Below are 7,453 nucleotides of genomic sequence, written 5' to 3'. Positions count from 1 at the left end.
CCCAGGTACGTTGAAAATAACGCTCTCATACTCGCCATGTTCTCTGACCCAGATGGAACCTACTTATTCTTGCCATTTCGAATAAGCATTATTGCTTGCTGCCGAGGTGACGGCATCAGCTTCCATTCTATCTAATCTAACGAGGCTCAATCACTTTACGCTTTCGCATTACGGCTCATATGGTTTCTTTCCTACTCTTAAACCTGACCTCACGGCTTCGGCTCCAAGGCTAGATACTGGCGTGTGGCTAACACTTACCAGACTGGGTTCCCACCAGTTATATTCTCAGCGCTGAACTGGCGCATCACCTCCGTCTTTGTATATTCTATCTGTTCTTCGATGATTCCACAATGAGAAGCATTGTTTACCTCCACGACACAGTTAATATATTGAGATGGCCTGGAATTAAATATAGAATGAAGTTATAAGGTAAACAAAAAAACGGTATTCGAAGGGGGGAATGGCAGAGCCGTATGGAATTCCCATGCGTTATGCCGTGAACATGTCAAGGCACGAGGAGTTGTTCAAGAGGCTTGTTTCAGCATATTACAATGACAACTTCAGGGAAGTTCTTACTGAGGTCCTCTCACAGGAAAGGGAAGATCTCGATTTCTTCACTGACATCGTATCCGTACTTTGTGGCGTCGATATTGAATATGATGACAAATATGTTAGGAACCTGATCCGGGCCATTACCAATTACCAGGTCAACAAGAAAGTAATCGCAAAGGTCGGTGAGTGCAGTGAGTCCTGCAGATCAGCAACCGGCAGGACAAGATGCCAGAGTATCTGCCCCTTCAATGCAATAGTCAGGGATCCTATTACAAAGACCTTCGTAATTGATGATTCAAGGTGCATTGGGTGCGGGCTGTGCGTGGATGCTTGTGATTCCAGCATATTGATGGACAGGGTGGAGCTTCTGCCTGTAGCCTCCAGCATCAGGAATGGCGAAAAGGTCATCGCTGCAGTGGCACCGGCAATAGCCGGACAGTTCGGTGAGAACGTGACACTGGACATGCTGCGGGAAGCTTTCGCCAAGGCTGGATTTGCTGACATGGTCGAGGTTGCCTTCTTTGCTGACATGCTGACATTAAAGGAAGCAGTGGAATTTGACAAGCTGGTCCAGAATGCAGGCGACCTCATGATAACCTCCTGCTGCTGCCCGATGTGGGTAGGCATGCTGAAGAAGATCTATTATGACCTTGTTCCTGACCTTTCACCATCGGTATCACCGATGATTGCAGCTGGCAGAATACTGAAGGAACTGAACAAGGATGTCAGGGTAGTTTTCATAGGCCCATGCATCGCAAAGAAGACTGAAGCAAAGGATCCAGATATAGCCGGAGTCATTGACGCCGTATTGACCTTCCAGGAGGTCAAAGTCATGTTCGATGCTCTTGAGATAGATCCTGGGAATATGTCAGGAGTATCATCTATGGAATATGCTTCCAGAGGAGGAAGGCTCTATGCCAGAACCGGTGGAGTATCAGCAGCAGTAGGGGAAGCCATAGAGGAGATGTTCCCGCTGAAATACAGGATGTTCAAGTCGGTACAGGCCAACGGTGTCAAGGAATGCAAGGCACTTCTCGATATGGTCAAGAGTGGTGAGGTTGGTGATGTGTCTTTCATTGAAGGCATGGGCTGTGCAGGAGGCTGTGTAGGAGGACCAAAGGGCCTGATTCCAAAGGAATCGGGACTTATGTTCGTTGAAAAGAGTGCCCAGGAGTCTGTGATAAAGGTAGCTGCTAACTCCTATCTTATTGACGAGATCCTGGGAAGGTTCGGTGTCCACGACAGGGAGGATTTCAAGGACCACGCCAAGACCGGGATATTCGAAAGGACATTCTAGCCTGACGGAAGTCTTCAAATAAGGTCCATATGGTTCATTTGATTACGGGACTTTAGCAGTCTCCCCCTTTTTCATGCTATAATGTATTGACACAAATGCGTGAATCCATATTATTCGGAGATGCCATGATAGAGAAAATATCGGAATTTGACAAGGCAGCTGTACTGTATATCAACAACAGACTAAGGACAAGATTGCTTGATTATTTCTTCATAGGCGCAACCTACCTTGGCTCTGACGTCTTCGCACTTGGTGTGATTCTCGGACTTTTCTTCTTTCCGGGGCGGAACTTCAATTCATTCGCTGCCGCCGGTGCCCTCTCACTCTTCTTCACTTCAATTACTGTTGGAGTGGTAAAGTTCTTTGTGAAGAGAAAGCGGCCATTTGAAAAGCTGATTAATCTGAACAGCATAAAGATAGGAGTCGACCAGTTTTCCTTTCCTTCTGGACACACTGCAGCCGCATTCACCCTGGCTGCTACTGTGGCACTTCTGAGCTCAAGCTCAGTAATTTCCTTGATATACTATCTGCTGGCAACTCTGGTTGCAATGTCAAGGGTATACCTTGGTGTCCACTATCCTTCGGATGTGGCAGCCGGCGCGGTAGTCGGTACCTCCTACGCTGTCGTGGTCCATTTTATGATTTTGGGGAGAGTGTAGAATGCTTGATGGAGTAATGGGTGTTATATTTGACCTTGACGGTACTCTTGTTGACTCCATGTGGGTATGGAGAAAAGTGGATGAGGACTTCCTGGTGCAGAGAAATATCGACCTTGAACCGGAGGAGCTCATGAGAAGGATTGCCCACAAGAGCTTTCATGAGACTGCTGTCTACTTCAAGGAGACCTTCAATCTGGTTGAAACGATTGAAGAAATCAAAGAACAGTGGAACAATTCGGTGAAATCCATATACCGTGATGATGTCATGCTGAAGGAAGGTGCTCTGGAAATACTTACGAAACTAAGGGAAAAGGGCACCAAGATTGCCCTTGCGACCTCAAGCTCCGAGGAGATACTGGAAGCTTGCCTTAACGCCCGAAATATACGGCATTATTTTGATGTTGTAGTCACTACAGATATGGCAGGAAAGACCAAGATCGAACCGGATGTCTATCTCCTGGCTGCCGACAAGCTTGAGCTTAGTCCATCATCGATCGCTGTATTTGAAGATATTCCGGCCGCCATGCTTGGTGCAAGGAAGGCAGGAATGAAGGTGTTCGGAGTTCATGACAGATTTTCGGAGCACCTCCACGATGAGATACTCAAAAATTGCCATGTCTATGTCAGAAGCCTTAAGGATGTTGAAATAAGTTAAGAACCAGTAAATGAGGCAATTCCTCATTTACTGGTTCTCTTCATTTCCCTGTAGAAAAAGTCCAGCCTTGAAGTATATGCCGATAGGGTGAAAAGCCTTCCAGCTCTATTCACGGCATTGTCTGCCAGATGCTGCCTTAGCCCGATATCATCAATCACCTTAACCAGAGCTTTCGAGAGGTCCTCGGTGTCCTCAGGCTCAAAAAGCAGCGCACAATCACCAGGCACGACCTCAGGGATTCCTCCGGTTCTCGATGCCACCACCGGCGTTCCGGAAAACATAGCCTCCATGATCGATACCGGAAGCCCCTCCCACCTGGATGGAAGAACAAATACCCTGGCACACCTGAGATATTCACCTACGTTATCCACGTTGCCCCTGAAATCTACTGCATTTCTCAGACCAAGCCTGTCACGGAGCTCAGTAAGTTCACTCCTCAGTACTCCATCCCCCAGCACCACTGCTGAATATCCCTTTTCCCTGACCATCGAGAGGGCTTCGAGAAAAATATCTACGCCCTTCTCCCTGCCTCTAAGTGATGTTACAAGAACGAAGTCGTACTCCTCATTCCTTGGTCCGATAAATCTTTTTTCATCCACCCCGCCATACACGACAGTGCAGTTGTTCCCTGTAGTGATCCTTGTGAGCTCCTTCCTTGCCGCTTCGCTTATGACAATAACCCTGTCATACATCCTGTAGCTCAAAGCCTCTATGGGTCTCAACAGTGTAATTCCCCTTCTTCTGTTGCTTGTTGAATGCTCGCTGAACACAAACGGGATATTCCTGAAAAATGGCCTGAGGAATGCCGCATAATACTGGGGAGGAAAAAGATGGGCATGTACGATGTCAGGTTTCTCTGATATTATTGCACGGGCTATGCCGATCATCGCACTGATTAACCTGTACTTGCTTTGCAGTGCCAGGTCAATAACCTTCACTCCTGAATTCTCAAGGTCAGATCTTATCCAGCTGTCACTTGAAACGAGTGTAAGGATTACACTTGTATTCTCGCCTGAATTCAGCGCATATTCACTGAGCAGGGTCTCCGCACCTCCGACATCAAGATTGTTTATTACCTGCAATATCTTCATCTCATCCTCCGGACAAAGAAAGCCCGCTTTTAAACGCGGGCCTTTGTTCTACTTCAGTGTGACGTTGTACTTTGACTTCAGGTCCTCAAGAAGCTTTGTATAATGGTCCATCTGCTTCTCCTTCAGGAGCTCAGCCCTTATTGATTCCCTGACATCATCAAATTTCGCTGCCCCAAAGCCCTTCTTATCTGTAGTCTTTATTATATGGTATCCGAACTGGGTCTTTACTGGTTCCTTTGTCATTTCACCCTTTTCGAGAGTAAACGCTGCGTTCTCGAATTCGGGAACCATCATTCCTCTTCCAAAATCGCCAAGGTCTCCACCCTGTGCCTTTGACGGACATGATGAGAACTCTGCAGCTGCATCTCCAAAGTCCAGTCCATCCTCAACTATCTTCTTCAGAATGTCATTTGCAAGCTCCTCGCTGTCTAAAAGGATGTGGCTCGCCCTTACGGACTGCTGTCCGCTATACTTGGCCGGATTTAGATTGTATGCATTTTCCGCCTCGGTATCATCTACAGTTATCTCAGACATTATCTTGTTCATTGTGCTGTTGAACCTGATTTCCTTCTCGACCTGTTCCATCTGCGTAAGATACATCTGGTCCTTGTCGACTCCTATCTCCAGTCCAAATGCATTGATAAGTTCAACGCTTACCAGCTGCTCCAGAAGCTGTTTCCTTCCAAACTCAGACTGGAAGTATGCCTTCCTTTCCGGAGGAAGCTGTTCTATAGTCCTGTCAAGGACATCTGAAGTTATGTTAACCCCGTTAACTGTTGCCAATATCTTGTTTTCCATTGATCTACTCCTTCAAATCTTCTTTTTCTTATACTTCCTTATACTAACACAAAATTTACTAACAGTGAACCTCATCATGTTAACACAAAATATACTCAAGGCCCTAAACATGTTAATACTTTTTTGCTATCATATTCAATAATACTAGATATTAATGGAGGTATCATATGAAAAAGATTCTGGAGGTCGGCAGCAAAGCACCCGACTTCACACTTGTCGGTTCCGATCGCAAGGAGCACAGGCTAAGCGACTACAAGGGAAAGAAGGTAATACTTTATTTCTACCCCAAGGACAATACACCAGGATGCACCATCGAGGCTGAAGGTTTCAGGGACAGCAACAGTGACCTTTCTGCCCTGAACGCAGTTGTACTTGGTATCTCGCGAGATTCCCTAAATTCACATGAGAAGTTCATAGACAAGTTCTCACTTCCATTCATACTTTTGTCTGACCCAGACAGCGTGGTATGCGAGGAATATGATGTACTGAAGGAAAAGACGATGTTTGGTAAAACCTCGATTGGAATTCAGAGAAGCACATTCGTGATCAATGAAGAGGGCACGATAATCTACATGGACAGAAAGGTTAAAGCTGATGGTCATTCAGAGGAAATCGCAGATTTCATAAGAGGCATATCATAATACGCAAAATAGGGAGACATAATGTCTCCCTATTTTACATTTATTGCTGCAATTGCAATGAATAGCCTCCTGTGTGAGAGCTCATTCAGGTCGAGCTCCTCCAGCCTGCCGTTGTTGGATACTACGACTGAATAGTCGTCTGAATAGCCTGTAACAGTTACCCAGTGATTATCCAGATCATCCTTATACCCCTTCATTGTCCGCTTTCCAATTATTAACGGAACCGGATTATCCTTCCCGATATTCCTTCTTATTTCCATCATGATCTTCTTCAGACCATCGCTCTCCCTATACAGGCTGTGAATTATCCTGACGGAAGCCTTTCTTTTCCTCAGAGCATAGTATGCCAGCGCAGCAAGCTTGAATCTGAGTGCAGTAGTAGGACCAAGCAGATATCTTTTGAAGAACTTCTCCTGAAGCTCCCTGACCTCATCCTTCGTATACTTCCTTCTCTCCTCATAGGCTACATATGTATGCAAAGTCACAGAACCGCATCCGAATTTTGCAATTCCCTTTGAGCCGATGTGCTGATTCCCTCCATACATTCCCCCGAAGTATTCCCTGAGGTCATCCCGTATCATCATATATCTCTTGTTTTCAATCATTTTCTCCAATTTAAGGTCATCACTCCAATCCACCCTCTACTACCTGCTTGAAGTTATAGACAGCACCAACAAGGTTAGCATCATTATAGAACCTGCAGCTGCAAAGCTTCGGCTTAGCCATAGGTGACATGTGGTCTGCATGATATCTGTCCATTGAAGCTCTGAGCATTTCAAGAAATGCGGGCTGCCTGCTTATTCCACCCCCGATCAGTATGATTTCAGGGTCATAGATGAACTGCAGGTTTTCCAGCTGTCTGCATAGCTCCCTCAGGTAACCGTCAAACACCTTCAATACAAGCTCATCTCTTTGCTCCAGCCACTCAAACACCTTAAATCCATCCAGTCCGTACGAAGGTATTCCCTTTGCTTTAGCTATAGGATTAAGGAATCCACCTATCCCGCACCTGCCTGCAAAAGTATCTCTGCCAGAATAGGGCACATCAGGGTCTCCAGCATATATGAAGCTGAATTCTCCAGCACTGTGACTTTTGCCGCGATGCACCATTCCATCCTTAACTATGGCTCCCCCGATTCCAGTCCCTATTACGACCACAACAGCATCATCGATATCTCTGAGCTCACCCTTCCATATTTCAGCCCAGGCAGCCGCCTTTGCATCATTTTCTATTGACACATCTACAGATATCCTTGACCTAACCAGACCTGCTGCATCAGTATCATCAAGAAATCCAAGGTTTCCACTGGTGTACATGTAGCCTGTCACGTTATCTATCCTTCCCGGCATGCTGAAAGCAATACCTCTTGTATTTTCGCCGTATTGCTTCCACAGCGACTCCACCATGTCTAGGAAATCATTCACCGACCTCATCATGTTAGGTATCCTATCCTTCAATATGAAATCAGCCTTCTCATCCATCACTGCAAATTTGATCTCAGTCCCACCTATGTCAATGGCCAGATAATTCACCCAGGCACCTCCTGTTCACAACTTGAATATATCACAAGCAAATAATCATGTCTCAACTATTTTTGAGCACAAAAAAAACGTCTCTAAGGACGTTTTATCTGTGGCGATCCGAAGAATCGCGAGTGGTGGCTTCACTCGGAATCGAACCAAGGACACGAGGATTTTCAGTCCTCTGCTCTACCAACTGAGCTATGAAGCCAAAATAAAAATCTGGCGACAACCTACTT

General features: G+C 45.9%; 8 protein-coding genes and 1 tRNA gene. 4 read left to right on the top strand and 5 right to left on the bottom strand.

The genetic code is table 11. The features are described from left to right. Positions 1-460: 460 nt before the first annotated feature. The 3 genes from T472_RS18530 (at position 461) to T472_RS18520 (ending at position 3,163) form a co-directional block, all read left to right on the top strand. Complete coding sequence (locus T472_RS18530) at positions 461-1,849, top strand: [Fe-Fe] hydrogenase large subunit C-terminal domain-containing protein (protein ID WP_023386490.1); 1,389 nt, start codon at positions 461-463, stop codon at positions 1,847-1,849. A gap of 125 nt (positions 1,850-1,974) precedes the next feature. After that, the gene (locus T472_RS18525; RefSeq protein WP_023386489.1) at positions 1,975-2,508 is read left to right on the top strand and encodes a phosphatase PAP2 family protein; all 534 of its coding nucleotides are present in this window, start codon (positions 1,975-1,977) and stop codon (positions 2,506-2,508) included. A 1-nt stretch (position 2,509) separates the two neighbouring features. Beyond that, positions 2,510-3,163 carry an HAD family hydrolase gene (locus T472_RS18520; protein ID WP_023386488.1) on the top strand — a complete coding sequence of 218 codons (654 nt, stop codon included), beginning with the start codon at positions 2,510-2,512 and terminating at the stop codon, positions 3,161-3,163. Between the two features lie 23 nt (positions 3,164-3,186). Here T472_RS18520 and T472_RS18515 read toward each other — a convergent pair whose 3' ends face one another. Further along, a complete protein-coding gene (locus tag T472_RS18515; RefSeq protein WP_023386487.1) occupies positions 3,187-4,254 on the bottom strand; it encodes a glycosyltransferase in 1,068 nt (355 codons plus the stop codon). Positions 4,255-4,302: 48 nt separating this feature from the next. Continuing rightward, positions 4,303-5,052, bottom strand: coding sequence for a peptidylprolyl isomerase (locus tag T472_RS18510; protein WP_023386486.1), 750 nt, complete (start codon positions 5,050-5,052; stop codon positions 4,303-4,305). A 167-nt stretch (positions 5,053-5,219) separates the two neighbouring features. Between T472_RS18510 and bcp the strand changes: the two genes are divergently transcribed. Then, complete coding sequence (gene bcp / locus T472_RS18505; RefSeq protein WP_023386485.1) at positions 5,220-5,693, top strand: thioredoxin-dependent thiol peroxidase; 474 nt, start codon at positions 5,220-5,222, stop codon at positions 5,691-5,693. Positions 5,694-5,722: 29 nt separating this feature from the next. On the opposite strand, the gene T472_RS18500 is transcribed toward bcp, so the two are convergent. The 3 genes from T472_RS18500 to T472_RS18490 form a co-directional block, all read right to left on the bottom strand. Continuing rightward, entirely contained in the window at positions 5,723-6,298 is a 576-nt protein-coding gene (locus tag T472_RS18500; protein WP_023863777.1) for a hypothetical protein, read from the bottom strand. A 19-nt stretch (positions 6,299-6,317) separates the two neighbouring features. Then, positions 6,318-7,226 (bottom strand): ROK family protein, encoded by a 909-nt coding sequence (locus tag T472_RS18495; protein WP_023386483.1) that lies wholly within the window; start codon positions 7,224-7,226, stop codon positions 6,318-6,320. Between the two features lie 123 nt (positions 7,227-7,349). After that, positions 7,350-7,425, bottom strand: a tRNA-Phe gene (locus T472_RS18490). Between the last annotated feature and the right edge of the window lie 28 nt (positions 7,426-7,453).

The sequence above is a fragment of the Youngiibacter fragilis 232.1 genome (genome assembly GCF_000495435.3).
GTDB classification, from domain to species: Bacteria; Bacillota; Clostridia; order Clostridiales; family Clostridiaceae; genus Youngiibacter; species Youngiibacter fragilis.
The sequence above is the reverse complement of the archived record's forward strand: the minus strand, read 5'-3'. Positions and strand labels throughout refer to the sequence as shown.